The organism is Pseudomonas sp. 21LCFQ010, assembly GCF_024129905.1.
Lineage (GTDB): Bacteria > Pseudomonadota > Gammaproteobacteria > Pseudomonadales > Pseudomonadaceae > Aquipseudomonas.
Map to the genome: position 1 here is coordinate 1 of NZ_JAMYDZ010000010.1, position 25,863 is coordinate 25,863.

Sequence of the window (25,863 nt, forward strand, 5' to 3'; positions counted from 1 at the left end):
AGCAAAAAGGCGACCCTGAGGTCGCCTTTTTGGCAGTGATTCAAGCCGTTCAGTGAGCTTGAATCGAAAGTGGCGCAGCGGACGGGACTCGAACCCGCGACCCCCGGCGTGACAGGCCGGTATTCTAACCGACTGAACTACCGCTGCGCATTACACTGATGGTGGGTGATGACGGGATCGAACCGCCGACCCTCTGCTTGTAAGGCAGATGCTCTCCCGGCTGAGCTAATCACCCTCTCGGTGTGGCGCGCATTCTACGGAGCAATTCCATAGCTGGCAAGCACTTAGCTGCAAATAATTGAAAAAAATCGATAATCCGAAAAACCCTCGGCACCCGGCTGCTTCGTGACGCTTGCGCGGCCAGCGCCCTCCCTCATGCGTGTGCATGGGCATACTGCCCTCTTTGACCGAGGGCAGCAGGGGCCAGAGCGTTATGCTTGAGCCAGGCCGTCACTCGATGATGTTGAACTCGCTCAAGTACTCGGTCGATATTTCCAGACCAAGGCCCGGTTTGTTGTCATCGAGTTGAATGTAGCCATCGACCGGCGCCGGTTCGCCCTTGAACACGTAATAGAACAGTTCGTTACCCACCTCAACGTCAAACACCGGGAAGAACTCGGACATTGGCGAGGCGGTGGTGGACATGGTCAGGTGATAGTTGTGCATCTGCCCGGCATGCGGGATGACCGGCACCGACCAGGCTTCGGCCATCGCGTTGATCTTGCGTGCAGCGGTGATGCCTCCGACCCGGTTGGTGTCGTACTGGATCACGTCGACGGCCCGGCGTTCGAGCAGGTCCTTGAAGCCATAGGAGGTAAACTCGTGCTCACCGCCGGAGATTGGCATGATGCCCATCTTCTTCAGCTCGATGTAGCCTTCCAGGTCATCAGCGATCACCGGCTCTTCCAGCCAGCGCGGCTCGAACTCGGCCAGCTTCGGCAACATGCGCCGGGCGTATTCCAGGGTCCAGCCCATGTAGCACTCAAGCATGATGTCGACATCCGGACCTGCCAGCTCACGCAGGGCACGCACCTGCTCGATGTTGCGGCGCATGCCGGCCGGGCCGTCTTTGGGGCCGTAACCGAAACGCATCTTCAAGGCAGTGAAACCCTGATTCAGGTAGCCTTGGGCTTCTTCGAGGAACAGGTCGAGGTTGTCGTTGGCATACAGCTTGGATGCGTAGGTCCAGATCTTTTCCTTGGTGCGGCCGCCGAGCAGCTTGAACACCGGCTTGCCGACCGCCTTGCCCATGATGTCCCAGATGGCGATATCGATTGCCGAAATCGCCGCCATGCCGATGCCTTTACGCCCCCAGGCATGGCTCTGCCGGTACATCTTCTGCCAGATGTATTCGTTGTCGAACGGGTCTTCGCCAATCGCAATCGGGGCCAGATAGGTGTCGATGATTTGCTTGGCGACCCGCGGCGCCAAGGCACAGTTACCGATGCCGACGATGCCGTTGTCAGTCTCCACTTCCACCACCAGCCAACCGTGGAACCGGAACGAGCCCATGGCATCGCCACGCTCGAAAAGAATGTCGCTGGCGTTGGTGCAGAAATGTGCCTGGGGCGGTACGACCTTGCCCTTCCATTCGAAAACGCGGGTGCGGATGGATTTTATTTTCATGGTCTAGCTCCTGTTTCAAAGCATGAGTCAACCTGACCGGCTGACGAGCGCGAGCCGGCAGAGAAAAAATCAGCAATACGGTCTGGCGTCAGGCCTGACGTCGAGCGCCCATACGGCAAGCGATCTCGAAGGCCTGCCGGGTTGCGCCGACATTGGCCTTGCCCTGCCCGGCAATATCAAACGCCGTGCCGTGGGCCGGGGTAGTGATAGGGATCGGCAAGCCGCCCTGCACCGTCACCCCTCGGGAAAAGCCCATCAGCTTGATCGCGATCTGGCCCTGATCGTGGTACATGGTCACCACCGCATCGAAGGCCTGGCTATCGCCCTGCACCTTGAGAAAGATGGTGTCGCCCGGATATGGGCCGACGGCGTCGATGCCCTGCTCGCGAGCCAGTTCCACTGCCGGGCCGATGATGTCCAGCTCTTCCCGACCGAAGCTGCCGTTGTCGCCGTTATGCGGGTTGAGCCCGCAGACGCCGATGCGTGGTTTATCAAGACCATTGCGCTTGAGCGCGGTATCGATCAGGCCAATGGCCTCCAACACCCGTTGCTGGCTGAGCATGCCAGGCACATCGGCCAGCGCCACGTGGGAGGTCACCCGCGAGGTCCACAGGTTATCGAGCACGTTGAATTCGCAGAACGGTCCCTCGAACCCCAGGTATTCGGCGAACCAGTGCAGCTCATCGCTGTGCCCCATGCCAGCCATGTGCAGTGAGGTTTTGTTCAACGGCCCGAACAGTATCGCGTCGGTGCTGCCGGCCGCCGTCAGACGCAGTGCCTGCTCCAGGGTATCGAGGCTGTAGCGGCCGCCGATGACACTGGCTTGGCTGCGCACAAACTCGCCCTCGGCATGGCCGCGAAATGGCAACAGCAAGGGTGTGTCGTCGGTGAATTGCAGCGCCTCGGTCGAGTCGATGATGCGGTAGGGAAACGACCGCCCCGCAATGTCCATACCGCGGCGCATTTCTGCTTCATCGGCGATCAGCAAAACATGGGCCTTGCCCCGCACCTCCGGCTCGCTGAGCAGCCGGGCGATCAGTTCAGGACCGATGCCGGCCGGATCACCCAGCACCATGGCCAGACGGGGAAGAGTCGAGTTACTCATGCAATGGTCCTCAGGTCGGCAGAGACGTCCGCAAGGCGGATGACATCCGGCACGGTGCGATAAAGGCGCCGCGCATTGGTGTGAAATAGCTGCTCCTGCTGCTGGCGCGGCAGGTCGGCGACGATGCGTTTGAAGCCGCCGTAGATGTCGTCGAACGAGCCACACAGGCTGTCGACCGGAAAATTGCTGGCGAACATCACCCGCGCGGCGCCGAACATGGCGATGGTTTCGCGCACGATCCAGGCGCTGTCTTCAACGCACCAGCGCTTGCCGGGCAGGCCGATGCCAGAGACCTTCACCGCGACGTTTGCGCAATCAGCCAGGCGCGCCATAGCGGCATGCCAGCCTGCCAGCCCCTGCTCGCTGCGATCCGACGGCAGCCCGGCGTGGTTGAGGATCAGTTGGGTTTGTGGAAAGTCGCGGGCCAGTTCGATTGCCTCATGCAGGTTCCACCACGGGCTTTGCAGGTCGAAGTGCAGGCCATGGCGCGCCAGCTCGGCATAGCCGCGGCGCCATTGCTCATCACTCATCAACGTCCGCTGCTGACCGACGTGATCCGGCGTAGCCGGACCACCCGGCTTGTGGCGTACGCTGCGTACGCGCTCAAAACCTGCCTGGGCGGCCAGCACCTCAGCAGCATCCGGGGCGTCCAGCCAGGCTTGCGCGACCACCGCATTGGGCGCGCCATACTGCGCGGCGACCTGATGAATGAAGCGCGTCTCACCAATCGGGTCGCGGGCATCCCACTCGGTCTCCACATACACAGTGGCCACCACCTGATGCTCACCGGCATCGGCCAGGTAATCATCCGGAAAGTAACGACGCTTGATCGCGCTGTAGTCACCGTAACGGAACGGGATGTTTTGCTTGCCCGACAACCACGGATGGTAATTGCGCTGTGGGTCCCAGAAATGATGGTGGGCATCAGTGATCGGCCCGTCATACAGATCAGCCATGGGCCACCTCGGCCTGGTCCAGAGAAATCAACAGCGTGCCGGCGATAAAAAGCCCCGAGCACACGGCGAAGAAGCCCAATACCGCGCTGTAGCCGCCAGCATGTTGCAACAGCAGGCCGACCAGGATCGGCACCGCGATACCGCCCAGACTACCCGCCAGATTCATCACGCCACCGATCAGGCCCACCCTTGCCGGCGATGCCAGCAGGCCTGGAAAACTCCAGTACAAACTGCCCCACATCAGGAAGAATGCCGTTAGCGAAAGTAGCCCGACCGCTTGGTAGGGGTCGCCAAGGCCGGGCAGCAGCAAGAAGGCGCACAGCGCGATCAGCCCGGAAAACGTCAGCAGCCCTTTGGCGGCCAGCCCCCGGCGCATGCCTTTGCGGATCAGCAGATCACAGAGAAAGCCACCGGTCAGCGAGCCGGCGGCGCCACACAGAAAGATCACGAACGTCGCCGCGCCAATGCCCTTTATGTCGAAGCCACGCGCCTGCGCCAGATAGCTTGGCCCCCAGGTCAGCAGACCGAAGAACACCATGGCCCAACTGGCCCGGCCAAGCATGATGCCGGTCAACGAGCGGGCGGCGATGCCCAGGCCCTTCACGGCCTGCTGCGCGGCCTCGGCCATCGGCACGCTGCGCCCCTCATTGATCGACGCCAGCTCAGCCTTATTGACACCTGGATGTGCCGCCGGATCGTCACGCAGGTAATGCCAGGCCAGCCAGCCCATCGCCAGGGTGGCGATACCGGCGATGAAGAACGCGATCCGCCAGGAGTCGAGCACGGCAATCATGTAGGCGATCAACAAGCCACCCAGCGCCACGCCCAACGGCCCGCCGCAGTCCATCAGCACCGCACCGCGACTGCGCTCGCCAGAGCCCAGCCACAACGAGTTGAGCTTGCCGCCTGCCGGAAACAACGGTGCCTCGGCAGCGCCCAGAGCGACCCGCGCGAACATCAGCGAGAGCCCTCCGGTGGCAAATGCGGCCAGCGTCTGGAAAGTCCCCCACAGCCCGGTTGACCAACCGATGACCCGACGCGGGCCGTAGCGGTCGATCAGCCAGCCGCCGGGAATCTGCAGCAATGCGTAGGCCCAGAAGAAGCTGCTGAGAATCAGCCCTTGCATGCTCGGGCTGAGGGTGAACTCCTTGGCGATGATCGGCATGGCGATCGACAGCGATACCCGATCGACCAGATTGATAACCGTAAGCGCGAAGATGATCGCGAAAATGCGCCAGCGCACACGACTGGGACTGGCAGCCAGAACCTGGTCCGAGGCGGCGCGCACTTGTCGGGCGACAGGGTGAGCCTGAGCCATTGAAAGTACCTCTGCATTGTTGTTTTTGTAATTCCGGGACGGCAGGGGACCGTCCGGGCTGAGCGCACTATCGGCCTGCGAAACGATAACCGTCTAATCAAAGATTCTCATATGGACATAGCCTGGGGTTATCACTCGACCGACGCGGTCGACATAACCTGAGGCTATCGGAGTATCAGTTATTTTGAGTAGACGCTTATCGAGATGCTTCGCACACTCCCGGCATCCCACATAACAACGACAACAATGAGGTAGCCCCGATGCGCATCGTTCGCTCGCGTCACATTCCCGTCCTGCTCAGCGCCTGCTGCTTGCTGTGCAGCGCTCCGCTCAGTGCCCTGGCCGACTGGAAACCGCAGAAAAACGTAGAGATCGTTGTGGCCGGCGGCCCCGGCGGCGGCACCGATCAACTGGGCCGGGTGATCCAGTCGGCGATTACTCAGCACAAGCTGCTCGACGTCAATACTGTGGTGCTCAACAAGGGCGGCGGCAACGGTGCCGAAGCCTTTCTGGAGATGAAGCTGGCCAACCGCGACGCCCACAAGCTGGTGATCGGCACCAATAACATCTACTTGCTGCCACTGGTCGCCAAGCTGGGCTACCAATGGACCGACCTGACCCCGGTAGCCGCCGTCGCGGAAGATGACTTCATCCTCTGGACCTATCAGGACTCACCGTGGAAGGACGCCGCCGCGTTCAAGGCCGCCCTTGCCCAGGATCCGGCAAAGATGCGAATCGGCGGCAGTCAGTCCAAGGATGTCGACCAGACCCTGACCCTGCTGCTCGGTCAGCAGACCAACACCCGGCTCACCTACATACCGTTCAAGAGCGGCAGCGAAGCGTCCACCCAGTTGGCCGGCAAGCACATCGCAGCCAACTTCAACAACCCGGCCGAAAGCGTCAGCCAGTGGCGCGGCGGCCAGGTGGTACCACTGTGCGTGTTCAGCCAGCAACGCATGAGCTACACCCAGAAAGTCACCGACACGCAGTCCTGGGCCGACGTACCCACCTGCAAGGAGCAGGGCCTGGGCATCGACCAGTACCGCTTCCCGCGTACGGTGTTCCTGCCTGGCGGGGTCAGCGACGAGCAGCGCGAGTTCTATGTCGAATTGCTGCGCAAGGTCAGCCAGACCCCGGAATTCAAAACCTACGTCGAGCGCTCGGCGCTGGCCCCGACCTTCCTCGCCGGCCAGCAACTGGTCAGCTACATCGAGAAGGATCGCGAGCGCGTCATCCCCGTGTTCAAGCAGGCCGGCTGGCTGCGCGAGTAAGCCTCGCCTCGACCTCTCCCGGCGCGCAGCGAAGCCGCCGGGCTGCCCAGCCCACAGCGAGGAACTCTCATGTCCAACACCACCGACACGCCGCTGGTGACCACCCGCCGGGTGGAAATCGGCCTGGCATTGTTTACCGCCGCACTTGGCAGCATCGTCATGTATGGCGCCATTGATATCGGTATCGGCTGGGGCGATGCCGGCCCCCAGGCCGGTTACTTCCCCTTCTACATCGGTCTGCTGATGACCGCCGCCAGTCTCGGCAACCTGATTCTGGCGCTGCTGCGCAGCCCGGCGATGAGCGCCGGGTTCGTCGGCCGCCAGGCCTTTCGCCAGGTGCTGGCGGTATTCGTGCCGATTACCCTGTATGTAATCGCCATGCCGTTTGCCGGTATCTACCTGGCCTCGGCGGTGTTCATCGCCTGGTTCATGTGGCGCGACCGCCAGCGCAACAAGCCTTACGGCATCGCCCTGATCGCTACCATAGCCTGCGGCGCGGCATTGGCCAGCTATCTGATCTTCGCCCTGTGGTTCAAAGTGCCGCTGGACAGCGGCCTGCTGGGTGATCTGCTGACCCTGGCCGGAGGAAAGCCGCAATGAGCGAAATCGACTCTCTGATGCAGGGCATGGCGCTGATCCTGACCCCGCATCACATCGGCCTGATGGTCATCGGTGTGCTGCTTGGCATTCTGGTCGGCGTACTGCCCGGCCTCGGCGCGCCCAACGGCGTGGCGCTGCTGTTGCCGCTGACCTTCACCATGGAGCCGGTGTCAGCGATCATCCTGCTGTCGTGCATGTACTGGGGCGCACTGTTCGGCGGCTCCATCACCTCGATCCTGTTCAACATACCCGGCGAACCCTCGTCGGTGGCGACCACCTTCGATGGCTACCCGATGGCGCGCAACGGCCAGGCCGGCGAAGCACTGACCGCCGCCTTCACCTCGGCGCTGCTCGGGGCACTGGTGGGCGTGCTGCTGCTGACCTTCCTGTCGACCCGTATCGCCGAATTCGCCATGGCGTTCAGCTCGCCCGAGCTCTTCGCCGTGTACCTGCTGGCGTTCTGTACTTTCATTGGCATGAGCAAGAACCCGCCACTGAAAACCGTGGTCGCGATGATGATCGGTTTTGCCATGGCTGCCGTGGGGATGGACACGGTGTCTGGCGAACTGCGGCTGACCTTCGACCAGACCTGGCTACTTTCCGGCCTGAGCTTTGAAGTGGCGGTGATCGGCCTGTTCGGTATCGGCGAGATTCTCTGCACGGTCGAGGAAGGCCTGGTGTTTCGCGGCGAACGGGCGCGCATCACGCCAATGACCATCCTGCGCACCTGGGCCAAATTGCCACGCTATTGGCTGACCTGGCTGCGCAGCGCGCTGGTCGGTTGCTGGATGGGGGTTACACCCGGCGGACCGACCGCCGCCTCGTTCATGAGCTACAGCCTGGCGCGACGCTTCTCGAAGAACCGGGACAACTTCGGCAAAGGTGAAGTGGAAGGTGTTATCGCCCCTGAAACCGCCGATCACAGTGCCGGCACCAGCGCCCTGCTCCCGATGCTGACCCTGGGGATTCCGGGCTCGGCAACCGCCGCGGTGATGCTCGGCGGGCTGATGATCTGGGGCCTGCATCCAGGACCGACACTGTTTGTCGAGCAGCACGATTTCGTCTGGGGGCTGATCGCCAGTATGTATCTGGGCAACGTGGTCAGCCTGATCGTGGTGCTGGCGACCGTGCCACTGTTCGCCTCGATCCTGCGCATCCCGTTTTCGATCATTGCGCCGATCATCATCATGATCTGCTCGATTGGTGCCTACTCGGTGCACAACTCGATGTTCGACGTCGGCTTGATGCTGATCTTTGGCGCGCTCGGTTACCTGTTCAAAAAGCTCGGCTACCCGATTGCGCCATTGATTCTTGCGGCGGTGCTGGGCGACAAGGCCGAAGACGCCTTTCGTCAGTCGATGCTGTTCTCCGACGGGCAATTATCGATCTTCTGGTCGAATCCGCTGGTTGGCAGCCTGACCACGGCAGCCCTGCTGATGCTGTTCTGGCCACTGCTGGCGCGCGCCATAAAAGCACTGTTCACGCGCCAAGGCTGCGGGCAGACCAAGCATGTCTCGTGACCGGGCACAGGCCGGGCTGTTTCCGGGCATTGCCAGGGGCCGCTCGCTTATGACTGGCGAGCGGCGCGATTTGTTGTCACCCTTGGCCGGTTCTCCTGCCAAGAGTCGCGCCATGTCCCGTATTCCAGACGCCAGCATCATCCACAGCCGCCTGCGTTTGCGGCAACTGCGCCTGATGCTGGCGCTTCAGGAGTTCGGCTCATTGCGCCGCGCGGCCGAAGAGATCGGCATGACCCAGCCGGCAGCCACCAAGATGCTCCACGAAGCGGAAAGCCTGCTTGGCGTCGAGCTGTTCGAGCGCTTGCCGCGCGGCATGCGCGCCACCGCGTTTGGCGAGACGGCGATCTACTACGCGAAGATGATCTTCGCCGAGCTGTCGGGCATGCGTGAGGAGTTCGTGGCGCTGGAGTCCGGCAATCTTGGCAGGGTAACCATCGGCGCCATTCCGGCGCTGGCTTGCGGGCTCCTGACCCGCACCATCGCCACCCTCAAGAACAGTCATCCACGGCTGTCGATGAGCATTCAGGTCGATACCAGCGATGTACTGGTGCAGGCCCTGCAACAGGATCAACTGGACGTGGTGCTCGGCCGTATTCCAGATGGCGCCCGCACCGATGATCTGCTGTTCGACAGTCTGGGTGAAGAAACCCTGTGTGTAGTTGCCGGCGCCCAACACCCGATGGCAGGCGCCACCGAACTGAGCTGGGAGCAACTGCAGGACATGACCTGGGTACTGCAACAGCACCCCAGCCCGATGCGCACCATCATCAATCAGGCCTTCCACAACGCCCGGGTGGATATCCCCAACAGCATCGTCGAAACCACTTCGATCATGACCCTGCTGTCGCTGCTGCAGCAGACCGACATGATTGGTGTGACGCCGGTGTCGGTAATCAACGATTACCCCGGCAAGCACCTGCTGGCGGTACTGCCGATCATCTTCGAACCGCGTCTGCCGCCTTACGGCCTGATCACCCGCCGCCATCGCATCCAGTCATCGGCCATGCAGGCGTTCATGGACGCGGTGCGGGCTGAAAGGACCCGTGAAGACGATTGAAGGCTTGCGCCTGAAGCGCCGAACAAAAGCCGGAAAAGCAAAAAGGCGACCCTGAGGTCGCCTTTTTGGCAGTGATTCAAGCCGTTCAGTGAGCTTGAATCGAAAGTGGCGCAGCGGACGGGACTCGAACCCGCGACCCCCGGCGTGACAGGCCGGTATTCTAACCGACTGAACTACCGCTGCGCATTACACTGATGGTGGGTGATGACGGGATCGAACCGCCGACCCTCTGCTTGTAAGGCAGATGCTCTCCCGGCTGAGCTAATCACCCTCTCGGTGTGGCGCGCATTCTACGGAGCACCCCAAACTCTGACAAGCACTTTTTGAAAAAAAATTTATAAATTTTCCAATGACTTAGCTCAGGGCTGGTCCAAGGGAGCCGGGCAGCGAATAATGCCCCACTTTGTATATGAGGAGAGACTCAGCCCATGTGGTTCAAAAACCTGCTTGTCTATCGACTGACCCAGGACGTGCCCTTTGACGCCGAAGCGCTGGAAACTGCACTGGCGACCAAGCCTGCCCGCCCCTGCGCCAGCCAGGAGTTGACCACTTATGGCTTCACGGCGCCGTTCGGCAAAGGCGAAGACGCACCCTTGGTGCATGTCAGTCAGGACTTCCTGCTGATCGCGGCGCGCAAGGAAGAGCGCATTCTGCCTGGCAGCGTGGTGCGCGATGCCCTCAAGGAAAAGGTCGAAGAGATCGAGGCCGAGCAGATGCGCAAGGTCTACAAGAAGGAGCGCGACCAGCTCAAGGATGAAATCATCCAGGCCTTCCTGCCGCGCGCGTTCATCCGCCGCTCGGCGACCTTCGCCGCCATCGCGCCGAAACAGGGCCTGATTCTGGTCAACGCCTCCAGCGCCAAGCGCGCTGAAGACCTGCTGTCGACCCTGCGTGAAGTGATCGGCTCGCTGCCGGTGCGCCCACTGACGGTCAAGGTCGCCCCAAGCGCCACCCTCACCGACTGGGTCAAGACCCAGAAAGCCGCCGACAATTTCTTCGTGCTGGATGAATGCGAACTGCGCGACACCCACGAAGACGGCGGCATCGTGCGTTGCAAGCGCCAGGACCTGACCGGCGATGAGATCCAGCTGCACCTGAACACCGGCAAAATCGTCACCCAGCTGTCGCTGGCCTGGCAGGACAAACTGTCGTTCGTGCTCGACGACAAGCTGGTAATCAAACGCCTGAAGTTCGAAGACCTGCTGCAAGAGCAGGCCGAGCAGGACGGCGGTGACGAAGCCCTGGGCCAACTGGACGCCAGTTTCACCCTGATGATGCTGACCTTCGGCGAGTTCCTGCCCGAGCTGTTCGAAGCCCTGGGCGGCGAAGAGCAGCCACAAGGCATCTGATCAGCCCAGCGCCATCGCGCCGCCCTCGCTGGCGGCGCTTTTCATTAAGCAATCACAAAAGGATAAGGCCATGCGCGCACTGGCAGCCTTGAGCCGCTTCGTCGGCAACACCTTCGCGTACTGGGTGCTGTTGTTCGCCATCCTGGCGTTCCTGTTCCCGCAGGTTTTCATTGGCCTCAAAGGCTGGATCGTCCCGCTGCTGGGGCTGGTCATGTTCGGCATGGGCCTGACCCTCAAGCTTGAAGATTTCTCGGAAGTGGCGCGCAACCCCTGGCGCGTGGCACTCGGCGTGGTCGCCCACTTCGTGATCATGCCCGGCGTGGCCTGGCTGCTTTGCCAGGTCTTCCACCTGCCGCCGGAAATCGCCGTCGGGGTGATCCTGGTCGGCTGCTGCCCCAGCGGCACTTCGTCCAACGTCATGGCCTGGCTGGCCAAGGGTGACCTGGCCCTGGCAGTGGCCATCGCTGCGGTGACCACCCTGCTCGCCCCGCTGCTAACCCCGGCGCTGATCTGGTTCCTGGCCTCTGCCTGGCTGCCGGTCTCGTTCGCCGACATGTTCATGTCGATCCTGCAACTGGTGATGCTGCCGATCATCCTCGGAGTACTTGCCCAACGTCTGCTGGGCGCCCGGATCAGCTATGCGGTAGAGGTGCTGCCGCTGGTGTCGGTGGTCAGTATCGTGATGATCGTCTGCGCCGTGGTGGCGGCCAGCCAGGCGAAGATCGCAGAATCAGGCCTGCTGATCATGGCCGTGGTGATTCTGCATAACAGCTTCGGCTTCCTGCTCGGTTACTTCACCGGCAAGCTGTTCAAGCTGCGCCTGCCACAGCGCAAGTCGCTGGCGCTGGAAGTCGGCATGCAGAACTCCGGCCTCGGCGCCGCCCTGGCTGCCGCACACTTCTCGCCACTGGCGGCGGTGCCCAGTGCGCTGTTCAGCGTCTGGCACAACATCTCCGGTGCATTGCTGTCGACGTATTTCCGCAAGATGAAAGACGAGCAGCCGCAAGTGGCAAGCCACAAGCTGCAAGACTAAGCGCGCCTTTCGTGGACCGGCCGATACAGGCTGGTTCACGCCCCTCCTCTGCTCCTGACTTATCGAGTCATTGCCCTGCCGGGCAAGCTTGTCTATGATCGGCCCAGCAAGCCTACCTATCGGTAGGTTTTATAGTTTTTCATCTATACAACGGCCGAGCCACCATGAGCGCACCCTCCGACATCATCGAAACCCTGCAACAACGCGGTTTCATTCATCAATCCACCGACCTGGATGGCCTGCGCGAGCATCTGGCCGAGGCGCCGCGCACCGTGTATCTGGGTTTCGATGCAACCGCCGACAGCCTGCACGTGGGGCACTTGCAAGGCCTGATGCTGATGCGCTGGCTGCAAAAGGCCGGACATCGACCGTTGATGCTGATCGGCGGCGCCACCACGCGCATCGGCGACCCGAGCTTTCGTGACGAGAGCCGCCCGCTGCTGAACCAGGCGCAGATCGAGGCGAACATCGCCGGTATCTGCAAGACCTTCGCCCGTTATGTCGAACTGGGTGACGGCGCCGGGCGTGTGGTGGATAACGCCCAGTGGCTGGACGGTATCGGCTACCTGCAATTTCTCGACGAGGTGGGCCGCTACTTCTCGATCAATCGCCTGCTGACCTTCGATGCCGTGCGCCAACGCCTGGATCGTGAGCATTCATTGTCGTTTCTGGAATTCGGCTACACCCTGCTGCAAGCCCATGACTTCACCGAGCTGGCCAAACGTTTTGACTGTACCGTGCAACTGGGCGGCGCCGATCAGTGGGCCAATATTATCAATGGTGTAGAGCTGGGTCGGCGCCGCGACAGCCGCGAACTGTTCGGCCTGACCATGCCGTTATTGGCCACCAGCGACGGCAAGAAGATGGGCAAATCCCTTAACGGCGCAGTGTGGCTCAATGGCGAGCGCTTGGCGCCGTTCGAGTTCTGGCAGTTCTGGCGCAACTGCGATGACCGCGACGTGGCCCGCTTTCTCAAGCTGTTCACTGAATTGCCGCTGGACGAGATCGAGCGCCTGACAGCCGCAGGCGGTGCGGCGCTGAACCAGGCCAAGATCGTGCTGGCCAATCAGGTTACTGCCCTGGCCCACGGTCAGGACGCGGCTGACCAGGCGCAGCGGCAGGCCAACGCAATCTTCGCCGAACACGACAGCGCCGGGCTGCCGCAGATTGCGCTGAAGCGTGAAGCGCTGCACGCCGGGGCTACGCTTGCCAGCGTGCTGGTCGATGCCGGACTGGAGCCGTCACTTAGCGCCGTGCGCCGGCTGGCGGCCGGCGGCGGCTTGCGCTGCAAGGGTGAGCGGCTGGACAACCCGGACCTACCACTGGATGCCGAGCAGGCACCGTGGCAGGTCAGTCTGGGCAAGAAACGCCATGTACTGATTGTGCTTGCAGACTAACGGGCCTGGCCGCGCAACTGCTTGACCACCTCACGCACCTCCACCGGCTTTGCCGCTTCGGCGGCAATCTGCAGGCCAGCCACCAGCACCACCCTTGACCACAGGCGACGGAACAGCCCCTTGCTCGGATCACGACTGAAAAAGCTGCCCCACAGACCTTGCAGCGCCATGGGAATCACTGGCACCGGGGTTTCCTCGATGATCCGGCTCATGCCCGCCTTGAAGCCGCTGATTTCACCGTCAGTGGTCAGCTTGCCTTCCGGGAAGATACACACCAGTTCACCGTCGGCCAGATAACGGGCAATGCGGGCAAAAGACTGCTCGTAGATCTGCATGTCTTCGTTGCGCCCGGCAATCGGAATGGCCCCAGCGGTACGGAACACAAAGTTGAGCACCGGCAGCTGGTAGATCTTGTAGTACATGACGAAGCGGATCGGCCGCCGCACGGCACCGGCGATCAGCAATGCATCGACAAACGACACGTGATTGCACACCAGCAACGCCGCGCCCTCATCAGGGATCTGATCCAGGTTGCGGTGTTCGACGCGGTACATGGAATGGCTGAGCAGCCAGATCAAAAAGCGCATGGTGAATTCGGGCACGATGCGGAAGATGTACACGTTGACCGCGATATTCATCAGCGAAACGGCCAGGAACAGCTCCGGGATCGACAGCTTGGCCACACTGAGAAACAGGATCGAGACCAGTGCCGAGATCACCATGAACAACGCATTGAGGATGTTGTTGGCCGCGATGATCCGCGAGCGCTCCTTCTCGGCGGTGCGCGACTGGATCAGGGCGTACAGCGGCACGATATAGAAGCCGGCAAAGACCCCGATGCCAAGGATGTCCAGCAACACCCAGCGCCCGGCACTCAAGCCGAGAATCTCGCGCCAGCCATGCACCGTGGCAGGCTCGATCAGATGCGCCGAATGCCACCACAACAACAGGCCGAACAGGGTGATGCCGAACGAGCCGAACGGCACCAGGCCGATTTCGACCTTGTGCCCGGACAGCCGCTCACAGAGCAGCGAGCCCAGCGCAATACCCACCGAGAACACCGTCAGAATCAGGGTGACCACGGTTTCATCGCCGTGCATCAGGTCCTTGGCATAGGTTGGAATCTGGGTCAGGTAAATCGCCCCGACAAACCAGAACCACGAGTTGCCGACGATCGAGCGCGACACCGCCGGGGTCTGGGTCAGGCCCAGCCGCACGGTTGCCCAGGTTTCACTGAAAATGTTCCAGTTCAGACGCAAATCCGGCGTCGCAGCGCCCGCCTTGGGAATGCCGTAACTGGCCAACAGCCCCAGGCACGCTGTGAGCAGGATGGCGGCCGAGACGATCCAGGCGTAATGGCTGAATGACAACATGATTCCGGCACTGATGGTGCCGGCCAGAATGGCCAGGAAGGTGCCCATTTCCACCAGCCCGTTACCGCCGACCAGTTCGTTCTCGCGCAGATGCTGGGGCAATATCGAGTACTTCACCGGACCGAACAGCGCCGAGTGAGTGCCCATGGCGAACAGTGTCAGCAACAGCAGCGGCAGATTACTGAACACAAAGCCCACCGCAGCGACAGCCATGATGCCGACCTCGGCCAGCTTGATCAGGCGGATCAGCGCATCCTTGGGATACTTCTCGCCCAACTGCCCGGCCAGCGCCGAAAACAGAAAGAACGGCAGAATGAACAGCATGGCGCAGAGGTTGACGTACACCGAGGTGTCGCCCTGGATGCTGAGTTTGTAAAGGATGGCGAGGATCAGCGCCTGCTTGAACACGTTATCGTTGAAAGCCCCGAGGGACTGGGTGATAAAAAACGGCAGGAAGCGCCGCTTTTTCAGAAGATCGAATTGTGACTGCTGACTCATCGTCCGTGCACCTGAGAGGCTTTGAATAGAGGCGCGCAACACGCCAAAGCCGCTAATCTGCACGTTCACGGCACAGACTGACAAGCCGCATTGCAAATCTCTGTGCGATGACAGGCATTCTGTAGGAGCGACCTTGGTCGCGAAGAGGCCAGTAAAAACACTGCATCTGCTGTGACTTTACCGTCCCTTTCGTCGGAATGCTGCCCAGACCAAGGTCGCTCCCATAAAGGCATGCAGCGCTTATCCGCGGTGCCGAGGCGGCGGGTGATCTCCCACAGCGGTTCGCAATGCCTGCGATTTTAGAACAGCGCCAAGGTGTAGTTGATGATCACCCGGGTCTGGTCGGCATCACGCGCAGCTTCGCTGCGGGCCACGGCATGCCGCCAGGCAACGCCAAGGCCTTTGAAAGCGCCGTCCTGCACGACGTATTCCAGTGCCAGGTTACGCTCCCATTCCGACTGTTCGGCGCCGTTCACGGTCTGGATATTGTCGCCCTTGAGGTACATCACGCTGGCCTTGAGCCCCGGCACGCCGTTGGCGGAAAAATCGTAGGCGTATTGCGCAAAGGCGGTCTGCTCGCCGGCACGGCTGAAGTTGAGCACCATTTTCTGGGTCCACAGGTACAGGGTGGTCCCCCCGGCGCCCTCATCGATCGAACCCTGATTGAGCTGGACGAAGTTGCTGTCGTCGGAAACGCTCTGGTAGCCGAGCAACACCGAATGGCCGCGCAGCCGGTAAGTAAACGCCGCGCTCCACAAGCTATTGTCGATTTCGCCATTGCCTGCCGAGGTATAACCACTGGTGCGATAGCCTTGGGCGCGACCGGAAGCACTGCGGTTGGCGCCGTCGGCAAGGGTGCGGAAATAGCGCAGGTCGGTGGTCAGCGAGCTGTCGTCGCCCAGCGTCCATTTGTGATTGAGGCCCAGAAAATGCTGGGTGTAATAGTCTTCGAGCTGGCCTGCGTAGTATTGCAGCAGCAAGTCGCGGTCAACCCGGTAATCGACCCCGGCGAAGTAGAAGCGATCGCTTTGCTGCGAACCACCGGCCACCGCCATGCCGGTACGGTTGGTCGAGCCGCGCCCTGTGGCCCGGTTCAGGCCACCTGCCAGAAAGGTGAAGTCGTCCAGCTCTTTGGACTGCACCTGCACGCCCTGATAGGTCTGCGGCAGCAGGCGACCATCAGTGGCCACCAGTACCGGAATTTTGGGGATCAACTGGCCGTAGCGCAGTTCGGTCTTGCTGGCCTTGAGCTTGGCTGTCGCACCGAAGCGGCTCCACTGATCGGCGGCGCGGTCGCCGTCAGACGGAATCATCGTGCTGCCGACATGCCGCCCACGACCACTGTCGAGGGTCAGGCCGAGCATACCGGTGGCATCCACCCCCAACCCGACCGGCCCTTCGGTAAAGCCTGAGCGGTAGTTGAGCATGAAGCCCTGCGCCCATTCTTCGGTTTTCGAAGGATCGGCGCTGCCATCGCGGTTGTCGTTGTTGAAATAGAAATTGCGCATCGACAGCGTGGCTTGGCTGTCCTTGAGCAAGTCGGCATGCGCCTGCAGGCCGACGATCGCGCAACCTGTTGCGATTGCCAGACGAGAGATGGAAAGGCTCACAGAGCCAGGCCTTGGCAGTGACAAGCCACGTAATAGCAAACCGCCGTTCAGGACCGGATGGCGCAGGGAAGGTTTTGCAGCGCAGTGCATATGCAGCTCCATTTTTCTTGTTTTTTTGAAATAGCATTCCCTTTATAAAAATTCACAGCCCCCTTCCTGTCAACCCCAGATGGACACACCAGGAAGCGCCCTACACGACTTTCAGAAAGCGCTGACAGCGCTATTGATTGCTATCGAAACACCAAGAAATATCTTGTCACAAAAGCTTATTTTTAAAATATCATTTCAATCTGTTAGCTTTTTTAACGTCACCTCATACCTGAACAATAAAAATACAGGTCAGCCTATGCCCCGCCTTGCCGCTCATCCCAAGCCGCTGCGTCATTCATTGTCACGCCGTCCACTGTCGCGCCGACTGCGCTGAATTTCACCTGCCAGTACCTCAATAAAAACAACCCGAGGAACCTTGATGAACAAGCCCACATTCTGTTCGAGTGCAGCCCTGCTCGCCCTTGCCCTCAGCTCATTCAACGCCCATGCGCAATGGCCGCAAGACCGGCCGATCGAGTTTCTGGTGGCCTATGCACCCGGTGGCAGCACTGACGTGATGGCCCGCGCCATGGAGCCGTTCATCGAGAAGCGCCTGGGCGCCGACATCGTGATCGTCAACCGTCCCGGTGCAGCCGGCGAAATCGCCTACACCGCGCTGAGCAAAGCCAAGCCTGACGGCTATACCTTTGCCTTTATCAATACCCCGGGTTTTCTCAGCACCCGCGTACAGCGCAAGGTCGGCTACGACACCGACAAGATCCGTCCGGTGGCGCGGATCGTCGATGACCCGACCGTACTGGCGGTGCCCAAGGAGTCGTCCTACAAGAACCTTGCCGACTTCATCGAAGCCGCCAAAGCCGCGCCGGGCAAAATGTCGATCGGCACCTCCGGCGTAGGCACCGACGATCACCTGATGATGGTCCAGTTGCAGCAACTGACCGGCACCCAACTCACCCACATCCCGTTCAGCGGCGCGTCCGAATCACGCACTGCCTTGATGGGCGGGCATATCAGTGGTGCCGGGCAGAACATCAGCGAACTGAACGCCGACGACGACTTCCGGGTGCTGGCCCAGTTCTCGGCCGAGCGCATGCCGCAGCAACCGGACCTGCCAACTGCCAGGGAGCAAGGTGTCGACCTGGTCATGAGTTCCGAACGTGGTATTGCGGCGCCTTCAGGCATTTCTGCCGACATCGAAAAGCGCATGTCCGAGGCGGTCCGCGATGTGCTGCAAGACCCTGATTTTCTCAACAAGGCCAAGGACCTGATGCTGCCGATCGCCTACTTGTCAGGTGAAGACTGGGCAGCGCAAATGCCCGCCCAACTGCAAGGCTACCAGAAGCTCTGGAGCGTCTCGCCATGGGTGCAGTAAGCGCAGCAACACGCGGCAACCGTCCCGATCTGCTGGCCAGCGCCACCCTGATCGGGCTGGGCGGCCTGGCGTTATGGTCGAGCAAAGACCTGGCCTTTGGCAGCGCGGCCATGATGGGGCCGGGCTTCATGCCCATGGTGGTTGGCAGCATGGTGCTGGTACTGGGCCTGATCATTGGCCTGGCAGGTTTGTGCAAGGGCGCCGAACCCATCGGCAAGGTGCGCTTGCGCCCCCTGCTGATCCTGCTGGCCGCTGTTGGCGGGTTCGCGCTGGCGGCCGAGCTGGCCGGTTTTCTGATCGCGTCGGCCGGGCTGATCCTGTTCGGCAGCATGGCCGACAGAGAGTGGCGCCTGCGTGAAGCCCTTATCTCCAGTGTCGTGCTTAGCCTGTTCGGGCTGGTCGTGTTCATCTACGGACTGGACGTCCAAATGCCAGTGGGGCCGTTCTGATGGAATTTTTCGACGCGCTGTACCTGGGCTTTTCTGCCGCAATGAGCCCGACCAACCTGGCGTTCTGCCTGATTGGCGCGCTGCTGGGCACCCTGATTGGGGTCTTGCCGGGTATCGGCCCGACCGCCACGGTGGCAATCCTGCTGCCGATCACTTACTTCCTGCCGCCGCTGGCAGCGCTGATCATGCTCGCCGGCATCTTCTATGGCGCCCAGTACGGCGGCTCGACCACAGCCATTCTGGTCAACCTGCCCGGTGAAGCGTCTGCGGTGGTGACCGCACTGGATGGTCATGCCATGGCCAAGCGCGGCCGGGCCGGTGCGGCACTGGCCACTGCCGCACTGGCTTCGTTCTTTGCCGGCACCGTGGCCACCGTTGCACTGGCGGTGGCCGGCCCGCTGTTGTCGAAGTTCGCCCTGTCGTTCGGCCCGGCCGAATACGTCGCCCTGACCGTCTTTGGCCTGATGGCCGCCACCATCCTGGCCAGCGGCTCGGTAATCAAGGCGGTGGCCATGGTCTGCGTAGGGCTGTTGCTGGGCATGGTCGGCATGGATGTCAGCAGCGGCAGCACACGCCTGACATTCGGCTCCACCGACCTGTATGACGGCATCGATTTTGTGGTCATCGCCGTGGGCCTGTTCGGTATCGCAGAAATCGCCGTTAACCTTGAATCACCCGAAGCACGGGGCTCACTGGCCGGCAAGATCACCCGCCTGTGGCCGACCCGTGAGGACTTTCGCAAAGCCTGGCCGGCCACCCTGCGCGGCACCGCACTGGGCACCTTCCTGGGGGTGCTGCCGGGCGGCGGCGCGACCTTGAGTGCGTTCAGCGCCTACTCGCTGGAAAAGAAAGTCTCCAAAACCCCGGAAAATTTTGGCAGCGGTGCAATAGAAGGGGTCGCCGCACCGGAAGCGGCCAACAACGCCGGCGCACAATCGTCGTTCATTCCTTTGCTGACCCTGGGCATTCCGTCCAACTCGATCATGGCGATGATGCTTGGCGCGATGATGATCCACGGCATTACCCCCGGCCCGTCGGTGATCAATCACCAGCCCGAGCTGTTCTGGGGACTGATCGCCAGTATGTGGATCGGCAACGTGATGCTGCTGGTGATCAACCTGCCGCTGATTGGGGTCTGGGTTCGCTTGCTGCGCGTGCCTTACCGCCTGTTGTTCCCGGCAATCCTGCTGTTCTGCTGTGTCGGCGTCTACAGCGTCAACAACCGCGGCTTTGATGTGGCACTGGTGATCATCTTCGGTTTGCTGGGCTACCTGTTGCGCAAAGCCAAATGCGAGCCGGGGCCGCTGCTGCTGGGCTTCGTGCTCGGGCCACTGCTGGAAACCAACCTGCGCCGGGCGATGCTGATCTCTCAGGGCGACCCGATGGTGCTGGTCGAGCGTCCGATCAGCGCCGGCCTGTTCGCCGCCTCGGCCATCCTGCTGGTGCTGATGATCCTGCCCGCGCTGCGCAAAAAACGCGAAGAAGCGTTCAAGGACGAAGAAATCTGACCGCCATCTGAGCGCAAAAGCCCTGACACGGGGGCGAGGCTGCCCGGCGCAACCTCGCCCCCGTTGTTTCAGGTTTGCCTTCATAGCCCTCGGCACTGACTGCGCCGCCAATTGATTTACAGCCACTGCGACCATGGTCGGCGCTGACTTGCCACGAGCCACGTGCCAGACTCTCAGGCCAGATTGCGTTCCATTTCTGCTCCGGAGTTTCCATGTCGTTGTCCAGCGGCCTTATTGCGGTCGTCGCCCTGTCCTATATGGCGATCATGTTCGCCATCGCCTTCTATGGCGACCGCTACAGTAACGCCCTGCGCCCGACCCAGCGGGCCTGGGTGTACAGCCTGTCGCTGGCGGTGTACTGCACCAGCTGGACGTTCTTCGGCGCAGTGGGCCAGGCCGCCGAGCAGTTGTGGTCGTTCCTGCCGATTTATCTGGGGCCTATCGTGCTGATGCTGCTGGCGCCTTGGGTGCTGCAGAAGATGGTGCTGATCAGCAAGCAGGAAAACATCACCTCGATTGCCGACTTCATCGCCGCACGGTATGGCAAATCCCAGCCACTGGCGGTGATGGTGGCGGTGATCTGCCTGGTCGGCATGCTGCCCTATATCGCCTTGCAGCTAAAAGGCATCGTGCTGGGGGTGAATATCCTGATCGGCGCCGGGCCCGACTCGACCGGCACCAGCGCCCAGGACACGGCACTGGTGGTGTCACTGGTCCTGGCCTTGTTCACCATCGTGTTCGGCGCGCGCAATCTGGACGTCACCGAACACCACCGGGGCATGGTCCTGGCGATTGCCTTCGAAGCGGTGATCAAGCTGCTGGCATTCATGGCCGTCGGGGTGTTCGTCACCTACAGCATGTATGACGGTTTCGACGACCTGCTCAGCCAGGCACGCACGGCCCCGCAACTGGAAGCCTACTGGCAGGAGACCATCAACTGGCCGGCGATGATCGTGCAGACCGGGGTGGCGATGATGGCCATCGTCTGTCTGCCGCGGCAGTTTCACGTGACGGTGGTGGAAAATATCGAGCCTGGCGACCTGAACCTGGCCAAATGGGTATTTCCTGCCTACCTGGCGCTGGCTGCGCTGTTCGTGATCCCCATCGCCCTGGCCGGGCAGATGATGCTGCCCGACGGGGTACTACCCGACTCGTTTGTAATCAGCCTGCCGCTGGGCCACGCCCACCCTGCCCTGGCCTTGCTGGCCTTTATCGGTGGCGCTTCGGCGGCCACCGGCATGGTGATCGTCGCCAGCGTGGCGTTGTCGACCATGGTGTCCAACGACATGCTGCTGCCATGGCTGCTGCGGCGCAAAAATGCCGAGCGGCCGTTCGAAGCCTTCCGCCACTGGATGCTCACCGTGCGCCGGGTAAGCATCGTGGTGATTCTGCTGCTGGCCTACGTCAGCTATCGCATGCTGGGCTCCACCGCCAGCCTGGCGACCATCGGCCAGATCGCCTTTGCGGCCATCACCCAACTGGCGCCGGCGATGTTCGGCGCGCTGTACTGGAAACAGGCCAACCGCCGTGGCGTATTCGCCGGCCTGGCCACGGGTATTTTCCTGTGGTTCTACACCCTGGTGCTGCCGGTGATTGCCCACAGCATGGGCTGGGCACTGGAGAGTTTCCCGCTGCTGGCCTGGCTGCACAGCAACCCCTTCAATCTGCCGATCAGCCCGCTGACCCAGGGGGTGGTGCTGTCGATGACCGGTAACTGCATCCTGTTCGCCTGGGTCTCGATCCTCTCGCGCCCACGGGTCACCGAACACTGGCAGGCCGGGCGCTTCATCGGCCAGCAGACCCAGGCCCGCTCCGGCAGCCGCTCGCTGCTGTCGGTGCAAGTCGAAGACCTGCTGCACCTGTCGTCGCGCTTCGTCGGTGACGACCGGGCGCATAAAAGCTTCCTGCGCTTCGCCTTCACCCAGGGCCAGGACTTCAACCCTGGCCAGAACGCCAACGGCGAATGGATCGCCCACACCGAACGCCTGCTGGCCGGTGTGCTGGGCACCTCTTCGGCACGCGCGGTGGTCAAGGCAGCCATCGAAGGCCGCGAGATGCAGCTTGAGGACGTGGTGCGCATCGCCGACGAAGCCTCGGAAGTGCTGGAGTTCAACCGCGCCCTGTTGCAAGGCGCCATCGAGAACATCACCCAGGGCATCAGTGTGGTCGACCAGTCGCTGCGCCTGGTGGCCTGGAACCGCCGCTACCTGGAGCTGTTCGACTACCCCGAGGGTTTGATCGGGGTCGGCCGGCCGATTGCCGACATCATTCGCTTCAACGCCGAACGCGGCCTGTGCGGCCCTGGCGAGGCCGAAGTCCACGTGGCCAGGCGTCTGCACTGGATGCGCCAGGGCCGTGCGCACACCTCCGAACGGCTGTTTCCCAATGGTCAGGTGATCGAACTGATCGGCAACCCAATGCCCGGCGGCGGTTTCGTCATGAGTTTTACCGACATCACCGCGTACCGCGAGGCGGAAAAGGTCCTCAAGGATGTCAATGAGAGCCTTGAACAAAGGGTAACCGAGCGCACCCATGAACTGTCACAGCTCAACCAGGCACTGGGCGAGGCCAAGGCACATGCCGAGTCGGCCAACGAATCAAAAAGCCGCTTTCTGGCCGCCGTCAGCCATGACCTGATGCAACCGCTCAATGCTGCGCGGCTGTTTTCCGCCGCGCTGTCGGCGCAGCAGGAAGGCATTTCCTGCGACGCCCAGCAACTGATCCAGCACCTGGACAGCTCATTGCGTTCAGCCGAAGACCTGATCAGCGATCTGCTGGATATTTCGCGCCTGGAGAACGGCAAGATCGCCCCGGATCGTCAGCCCTTTGTCCTCAACAGCCTGTTCGACACACTCGGCACCGAGTTCAAGGCTCTGGCTCAGGACCAAGGCATCCCGTTCAGGGTGCGGGGCAGCGCGTTGCGGGTCGACAGTGATATCAAGCTGCTGCGCCGGGTCTTGCAGAACTTCCTGACCAACGCCTTCCGTTATGCCAAAGGCCCGGTGTTGCTGGGTGTGAGGCGTCGCGGCCGGCATCTGAACCTTGAGGTCTGGGATCGCGGGCCAGGCATTGCGCAGGACAAGCTGCGGGTGATTTTCGAGGAGTTCAAGCGTCTGGACAGCCATCAGACCCGCGCCGAAAAAGGCCTGGGGCTGGGGCTGGCGATTGCCGATGGCTTGTGCCGGGTGCTTGATCATCCGTTGCAGGTTCGCTCATGGCCGGGCCGTGGCAGTGTGTTCAGTGTGCAGGTGCCACTGGCCGAGACTCAGCCGCTGGCGCAGGCGGTGGTGGTCGAGGCGGACAAGCAGCCGCTCAATGGGACGCAGGTACTGTGTGTCGATAACGAAGACAGCATCTTGATCGGCATGCAGAGCCTGTTGAGTCGCTGGGGTTGTCAGGTGTGGACCGCGCGCAATCGCAGTGAGTGTCAGGCGTTGCTGGACACGGGGGTCCGGCCGCACCTGGCGCTGGTCGATTACCACCTGGATGACGGTGAGACCGGCGCTGAGTTAATGGCCTGGTTACGCACGCGGCTGGGTGAGCCGGTGCCGGGGGTGGTGATCAGTGCCGATGGTCGCCAGGAGTTGATTGCGCAGGTGCATGCAGCCGGGCTGGATTACCTGCCCAAGCCGGTCAAGCCTGCGGCGTTGCGGGCGTTGTTGAGTCGGCATGTGGATTTGCATTGAGGATATAGGGCTCAACCGCAGGACTAATGATCAACGCGGTCTCTGCGGGAACGAGTTCGCTCGTGAAGAGGCCGGTAAAATTCATACATCTATTGTGAATGTGCTGCACTCTTCGCTAGCACGGCGATCTTTCGATCAATGGAAAATCCAATACCGAGTTGCTTGAGACGCAGGTTTCGCCCTGCTGGGCGAGTTACTTTGGAGCGCCAACGTAACCAAAATGCTTGCGACGGCTAGTCCCGCTTCAAGCGGGATTCGAAGAGCAAAAGCAGAAGCAAGATCAACAGCAACGGCGACCTTTGTCGTCCGCTCGATTCAGTGCCCTCTGCGGTAGGGAAATACGTCGATCACGTTGCCGGCGCGGATGTCGGTTTGAACGCTTTGCCACCAGTGGGCATCGAACAGTTCGCCATGCAGGCGGGTAAAAAGCTGGCGTTGTTCGCGGTCGGCGAACAGGAAGGTAGGGAACTCTTCGGGAAAAACGTCGTGGGGGCCGACGGCGTACCAAGGCTCAGCGGCCCATTCATCTTCCGGGGTGCGCGGTGCAGGGATGCGGCGGAAGTTGACCTGGGTGAGCAGGCTGATTTCGTCGTAGTCGTAGAACACCACCCGACCATGACGGGTGACGCCGAAGTTTTTCAGCAGCATGTCGCCGGGAAAGATGTTCGCCGCTGCCAGTTGGCGGATCGCCAGGCCGTAGTCGTCCAGTACTTCATGTCGCTGCGCCGCGCTGGCCTGCTCCAGATACAGGTTCAACGGCATCATCCGCCGTTCGGTCCAGCAATGGCGGATCAGCACCGTATCACCATCCACCACCTGGACAGTCGACGGCGCTGCCAATAGCAGCTCGGTCAGGCAGGCAGGTTCGAAGCTGGTCAAGGCAAAGCGAAAATCGGCAAATTCCTGGGTGTCGGCCATGCGGCCGACCCGGTCGCTGTTTTTCACCAGCCGGTAACGGTCGATCACCGTGGCACGGTCAACCAGCTTGGCCGGCGCAAAGCGGTCGCGGATGATCTTGAACACGGTATTGAAGCCAGGCAGGGTAAATACGCTCATGACCATGCCCGGAACACCCGGGGCCATGACAAAACGGTCGTCAGTGCGATTGAGATGACGAATCAGGGCCCGGTAGAACTCCGACTTGCCCTGCTTGTAGAAGCCGATCGAGCTGTACAGCTCGGCCAGGTGCTTGCCCGGCAGGATGCGCTTGAGAAAGGCCACGAACTGCCTGGGCACCCGCACATCAACCATGAAGTATGAGCGAGTGAAGGAGAAGATGATCGACACCTCGGCCTCGTCGACAATCAGGGTGTCAATCCGCAGGCCCTCGCCTTGGTGGTGCAGCAGGGCAATCACCAACGGCCAGTGTTCATCTGCGGTAAACAGCCGGCCTACCAGGTACGCGCCCTTGTTGCGGTAGAACACGCAGGTAAACAGTTCGATACACAGTTCAGGGTCACGCACCACCCAGTCCGGCAAGTTGGCTTGCAGCAGCGCCTCAAGGCGCAGCAGGTCTGCGTCCAGGTCGCAGTAAGGGACCTTGAAGCGGTAATCATTGAAAATCCTGCGCAGCAGCACCGGCAGGTTGCCATTGGGCCAGTAACGCCGGATCTGCGCGAGCGCAGGCTTGCCCCGTAACGGTGGACAAGTGCTGTGCACGAACATGCAGCCATCGCTGATCAGGTCATGACTGAACAACCCGCAGAACACCGAGTTGAACCAGGTCTCGGCCAGTTCGCCGTCGCGGCGCGGGGCGATCAGGCCGGTGAACAGGGTCTTGATCAGGGGCCATCCCCTCACCCCCGGCCAGCGCTCACCGGCAAAGCGTCGGCGCAGCCGGACAATGGTGCGGTTGACCTGAACTTCATAGAGTTCGATGCGCTGCGCGGAGGCATCCTGAATGGCTTGCCAGCGCGCTTGCTCGAAGCGTTGCCGGGCAGCGTCGGTGATGCGCCGGAAATGCCTGCGGTAATCGTCAAAGCCGGCCAGGATCAGCCGGGCGATGGCCTGCGCGAGGGGGTGGGGAGGCACGGTCAATCCTCCAGAGCGCCCTCTATGGGGCACCCTATGGGCGTGAGTATCTG

The 25,863-nt window shown here is 61.6% G+C and carries 18 protein-coding genes and 4 tRNA genes; 11 read left to right on the forward strand and 11 right to left on the reverse strand.

The genetic code is table 11. From position 1 onward, the window contains the following. Nucleotides 1-70: 70 nt before the first annotated feature. The 6 genes from NJC38_RS13430 to NJC38_RS13455 all read right to left on the reverse strand — a co-directional run bounded on the left by NJC38_RS13430 (nt 71) and on the right by NJC38_RS13455 (nt 5,005). Nucleotides 71-147, reverse strand: a tRNA-Asp gene (locus tag NJC38_RS13430). Between the two features lie 12 nt (nt 148-159). Beyond that, nucleotides 160-235, reverse strand: a tRNA-Val gene (locus NJC38_RS13435). A 215-nt stretch (nt 236-450) separates the two neighbouring features. Next, nucleotides 451-1,626 carry an L-rhamnonate dehydratase gene (locus NJC38_RS13440; RefSeq protein WP_045489106.1) on the reverse strand — a complete coding sequence of 392 codons (1,176 nt, stop codon included), beginning with the start codon at nt 1,624-1,626 and terminating at the stop codon, nt 451-453. A gap of 88 nt (nt 1,627-1,714) precedes the next feature. Further along, nucleotides 1,715-2,731 (reverse strand): 4-hydroxythreonine-4-phosphate dehydrogenase PdxA, encoded by a 1,017-nt coding sequence (locus NJC38_RS13445; protein ID WP_253115138.1) that lies wholly within the window; start codon nt 2,729-2,731, stop codon nt 1,715-1,717. Then, nucleotides 2,728-3,687 (reverse strand): amidohydrolase, encoded by a 960-nt coding sequence (locus NJC38_RS13450; RefSeq protein ID WP_253115139.1) that lies wholly within the window; start codon nt 3,685-3,687, stop codon nt 2,728-2,730. The genes NJC38_RS13445 and NJC38_RS13450 overlap by 4 nt, the downstream gene beginning before the upstream one ends. Further along, nucleotides 3,680-5,005, reverse strand: coding sequence for an MFS transporter (locus NJC38_RS13455; RefSeq protein ID WP_253115140.1), 1,326 nt, complete (start codon nt 5,003-5,005; stop codon nt 3,680-3,682). The genes NJC38_RS13450 and NJC38_RS13455 overlap by 8 nt, the downstream gene beginning before the upstream one ends. A gap of 260 nt (nt 5,006-5,265) precedes the next feature. On the opposite strand from NJC38_RS13455, the gene NJC38_RS13460 reads away from it, so the two are divergent. The 4 genes from NJC38_RS13460 (at nt 5,266) to NJC38_RS13475 (ending at nt 9,453) form a co-directional block, all read left to right on the forward strand. Beyond that, the gene (locus tag NJC38_RS13460) at nt 5,266-6,276 is read left to right on the forward strand and encodes a tripartite tricarboxylate transporter substrate binding protein (protein WP_290447253.1); all 1,011 of its coding nucleotides are present in this window, start codon (nt 5,266-5,268) and stop codon (nt 6,274-6,276) included. A 69-nt stretch (nt 6,277-6,345) separates the two neighbouring features. Next, complete coding sequence (locus tag NJC38_RS13465; RefSeq protein ID WP_253115141.1) at nt 6,346-6,876, forward strand: tripartite tricarboxylate transporter TctB family protein; 531 nt, start codon at nt 6,346-6,348, stop codon at nt 6,874-6,876. Continuing rightward, entirely contained in the window at nt 6,873-8,396 is a 1,524-nt protein-coding gene (locus NJC38_RS13470; protein ID WP_253115142.1) for a tripartite tricarboxylate transporter permease, read from the forward strand. The genes NJC38_RS13465 and NJC38_RS13470 overlap by 4 nt, the downstream gene beginning before the upstream one ends. A 112-nt stretch (nt 8,397-8,508) precedes the next feature. Continuing rightward, nucleotides 8,509-9,453: a LysR family transcriptional regulator gene (locus NJC38_RS13475; protein ID WP_045489086.1), complete on the forward strand. Its 945-nt coding sequence runs from the start codon at nt 8,509-8,511 to the stop codon at nt 9,451-9,453. Between the two features lie 106 nt (nt 9,454-9,559). Here the strand turns inward: NJC38_RS13475 and NJC38_RS13480 are convergent. Then, a tRNA-Asp gene (locus NJC38_RS13480) sits at nt 9,560-9,636 on the reverse strand. Nucleotides 9,637-9,648: 12 nt separating this feature from the next. Further along, a tRNA-Val gene (locus NJC38_RS13485) sits at nt 9,649-9,724 on the reverse strand. Between the two features lie 157 nt (nt 9,725-9,881). Here NJC38_RS13485 and rdgC point away from each other — a divergent pair. From rdgC to tyrS, 3 genes are all read left to right on the forward strand, one after another. Beyond that, on the forward strand, nt 9,882-10,802 hold the full coding sequence (rdgC, locus tag NJC38_RS13490) for a recombination-associated protein RdgC (RefSeq protein ID WP_045489083.1): 921 nt from the start codon (nt 9,882-9,884) through the stop codon (nt 10,800-10,802). 70 nt (nt 10,803-10,872) lie between these two features. Next, complete coding sequence (locus NJC38_RS13495) at nt 10,873-11,835, forward strand: bile acid:sodium symporter family protein (RefSeq protein ID WP_253115143.1); 963 nt, start codon at nt 10,873-10,875, stop codon at nt 11,833-11,835. Nucleotides 11,836-11,999: 164 nt separating this feature from the next. After that, entirely contained in the window at nt 12,000-13,232 is a 1,233-nt protein-coding gene (tyrS, locus tag NJC38_RS13500) for a tyrosine--tRNA ligase (protein ID WP_253115144.1), read from the forward strand. On the opposite strand, the gene NJC38_RS13505 is transcribed toward tyrS, so the two are convergent. Then, the gene (locus tag NJC38_RS13505; protein WP_253115145.1) at nt 13,229-15,103 is read right to left on the reverse strand and encodes an MFS transporter; all 1,875 of its coding nucleotides are present in this window, start codon (nt 15,101-15,103) and stop codon (nt 13,229-13,231) included. The genes tyrS and NJC38_RS13505 overlap by 4 nt on opposite strands. A gap of 299 nt (nt 15,104-15,402) precedes the next feature. Further along, nucleotides 15,403-16,713: an OprD family porin gene (locus NJC38_RS13510; protein WP_253115146.1), complete on the reverse strand. Its 1,311-nt coding sequence runs from the start codon at nt 16,711-16,713 to the stop codon at nt 15,403-15,405. Nucleotides 16,714-17,182: 469 nt separating this feature from the next. On the opposite strand from NJC38_RS13510, the gene NJC38_RS13515 reads away from it, so the two are divergent. The 4 genes from NJC38_RS13515 (at nt 17,183) to NJC38_RS13530 (ending at nt 23,779) form a co-directional block, all read left to right on the forward strand. Beyond that, nucleotides 17,183-18,136 carry a tripartite tricarboxylate transporter substrate binding protein gene (locus NJC38_RS13515; protein ID WP_253115147.1) on the forward strand — a complete coding sequence of 318 codons (954 nt, stop codon included), beginning with the start codon at nt 17,183-17,185 and terminating at the stop codon, nt 18,134-18,136. Further along, nucleotides 18,124-18,585 carry a tripartite tricarboxylate transporter TctB family protein gene (locus tag NJC38_RS13520; RefSeq protein WP_253115148.1) on the forward strand — a complete coding sequence of 154 codons (462 nt, stop codon included), beginning with the start codon at nt 18,124-18,126 and terminating at the stop codon, nt 18,583-18,585. Before NJC38_RS13515 ends, NJC38_RS13520 begins: the two co-directional genes overlap by 13 nt. Then, nucleotides 18,585-20,093 (forward strand): tripartite tricarboxylate transporter permease, encoded by a 1,509-nt coding sequence (locus tag NJC38_RS13525; protein ID WP_253115149.1) that lies wholly within the window; start codon nt 18,585-18,587, stop codon nt 20,091-20,093. Before NJC38_RS13520 ends, NJC38_RS13525 begins: the two co-directional genes overlap by 1 nt. Before the next feature lie 212 nt (nt 20,094-20,305). Beyond that, on the forward strand, nt 20,306-23,779 hold the full coding sequence (locus tag NJC38_RS13530) for a PAS domain-containing hybrid sensor histidine kinase/response regulator (protein WP_253115150.1): 3,474 nt from the start codon (nt 20,306-20,308) through the stop codon (nt 23,777-23,779). Between the two features lie 315 nt (nt 23,780-24,094). Here the strand turns inward: NJC38_RS13530 and aceK are convergent, their stop codons facing one another. Continuing rightward, a complete protein-coding gene (gene aceK, locus NJC38_RS13535; protein ID WP_253115151.1) occupies nt 24,095-25,810 on the reverse strand; it encodes a bifunctional isocitrate dehydrogenase kinase/phosphatase in 1,716 nt (571 codons plus the stop codon). Nucleotides 25,811-25,863: the final 53 nt, after the last annotated feature.

Coding starts and splice junctions, on each gene's coding strand:
- NJC38_RS13440 (WP_045489106.1), bottom strand. CDS start 1,626: ATGAAAATAAAATCCATCCGCACCCGCGTTTTCGAATGGAAGGGCAAG.
- NJC38_RS13445 (WP_253115138.1), bottom strand. CDS start 2,731: ATGAGTAACTCGACTCTTCCCCGTCTGGCCATGGTGCTGGGTGATCCG.
- NJC38_RS13450 (WP_253115139.1), bottom strand. CDS start 3,687: ATGGCTGATCTGTATGACGGGCCGATCACTGATGCCCACCATCATTTC.
- NJC38_RS13455 (WP_253115140.1), bottom strand. CDS start 5,005: ATGGCTCAGGCTCACCCTGTCGCCCGACAAGTGCGCGCCGCCTCGGAC.
- NJC38_RS13460 (WP_290447253.1), top strand. CDS start 5,266: ATGCGCATCGTTCGCTCGCGTCACATTCCCGTCCTGCTCAGCGCCTGC.
- NJC38_RS13465 (WP_253115141.1), top strand. CDS start 6,346: ATGTCCAACACCACCGACACGCCGCTGGTGACCACCCGCCGGGTGGAA.
- NJC38_RS13470 (WP_253115142.1), top strand. CDS start 6,873: ATGAGCGAAATCGACTCTCTGATGCAGGGCATGGCGCTGATCCTGACC.
- NJC38_RS13475 (WP_045489086.1), top strand. CDS start 8,509: ATGTCCCGTATTCCAGACGCCAGCATCATCCACAGCCGCCTGCGTTTG.
- rdgC (WP_045489083.1), top strand. CDS start 9,882: ATGTGGTTCAAAAACCTGCTTGTCTATCGACTGACCCAGGACGTGCCC.
- NJC38_RS13495 (WP_253115143.1), top strand. CDS start 10,873: ATGCGCGCACTGGCAGCCTTGAGCCGCTTCGTCGGCAACACCTTCGCG.
- tyrS (WP_253115144.1), top strand. CDS start 12,000: ATGAGCGCACCCTCCGACATCATCGAAACCCTGCAACAACGCGGTTTC.
- NJC38_RS13505 (WP_253115145.1), bottom strand. CDS start 15,103: ATGAGTCAGCAGTCACAATTCGATCTTCTGAAAAAGCGGCGCTTCCTG.
- NJC38_RS13515 (WP_253115147.1), top strand. CDS start 17,183: ATGAACAAGCCCACATTCTGTTCGAGTGCAGCCCTGCTCGCCCTTGCC.
- NJC38_RS13520 (WP_253115148.1), top strand. CDS start 18,124: ATGGGTGCAGTAAGCGCAGCAACACGCGGCAACCGTCCCGATCTGCTG.
- NJC38_RS13525 (WP_253115149.1), top strand. CDS start 18,585: ATGGAATTTTTCGACGCGCTGTACCTGGGCTTTTCTGCCGCAATGAGC.
- NJC38_RS13530 (WP_253115150.1), top strand. CDS start 20,306: ATGTCGTTGTCCAGCGGCCTTATTGCGGTCGTCGCCCTGTCCTATATG.